This is a genomic window from Paraburkholderia sp. 31.1, assembly GCF_014397645.1.
Taxonomy (GTDB): domain Bacteria; phylum Pseudomonadota; class Gammaproteobacteria; order Burkholderiales; family Burkholderiaceae; genus Paraburkholderia; species Paraburkholderia tuberum.
In genome coordinates this window covers 1-788 of the sequence record NZ_VZQN01000185.1, presented here as the reverse complement: position 1 = coordinate 788, position 788 = coordinate 1, and the positions used below count along the sequence as shown (strand labels likewise).

2 tRNA genes and 2 rRNA genes are annotated in these 788 nt (G+C 53.7%); all 4 read left to right on the top strand.

Features of this window, described 5'->3' with window-relative positions:
- Positions 1–70: ribosomal RNA gene (locus tag F6X37_RS35920) — 16S ribosomal RNA — on the top strand; the annotation flags it as partial.
- A gap of 74 nt (positions 71–144) precedes the next feature.
- A tRNA-Ile gene (locus F6X37_RS35915) sits at positions 145–221 on the top strand.
- Positions 222–274: 53 nt separating this feature from the next.
- Positions 275–350: transfer RNA gene (locus F6X37_RS35910), tRNA-Ala, on the top strand.
- Between the two features lie 350 nt (positions 351–700).
- Positions 701–788: ribosomal RNA gene (locus F6X37_RS35905) — 23S ribosomal RNA — on the top strand; the annotation flags it as partial.

Genomic DNA, 788 nt, shown 5'->3' with positions numbered 1-788 from the left:
AGGATTCATGACTGGGGTGAAGTCGTAACAAGGTAGCCGTATCGGAAGGTGCGGCTGGATCACCTCCTTTCCAGAGCTGTGCATTCATTGCACTCAAGTGCTCACGCTTATCGGCTGTGGTTAGAAGCAACGCAGACAGGCTCAGGGTCTGTAGCTCAGCCGGTTAGAGCACCGTCTTGATAAGGCGGGGGTCGATGGTTCGAATCCATCCAGACCCACCAGTGTCTTGTCTGGTGAGCTGAAGGGCTGGGGCCGCTGGAATATCTGTGGGACTGGGGGATTAGCTCAGCTGGGAGAGCACCTGCTTTGCAAGCAGGGGGTCGTCGGTTCGATCCCGTCATCCTCCACCAATCCTCAATGCCAAGGATTCAGCACGAAGTGATGCTGAGTACTTTGCATTGGCGATTGAGCCAGTCAGGGCGGTATGAGGCACAGGCTTCATACCGGCTGTCGTTCTTTAACAATCAGGAAGAAGTAGTAAAGAGATTCACGAAAGCATACCTGGAGATGGGTGTGTGAGTAGGTGAATCAGGGTTGTGATTGTATCGATGTATTTTAAAGGTGATCGAAAGATTGCTTTGGAATACGGCGCAACACGAATACTCAACCTGTAGCGAGTGCGTCTATCCCCTGCGGGGATGGGACCCACGTAAGCGCTAAAGCGCTAACGTGGGTCGACACAGAGACACACCCGTTATAGGGTCAAGCGAACAAGTGCATGTGGTGGATGCCTTGGCGATCACAGGCGATGAAGGACGCGGTAGCCTGCGAAAAGCTCCGGGGAGCTG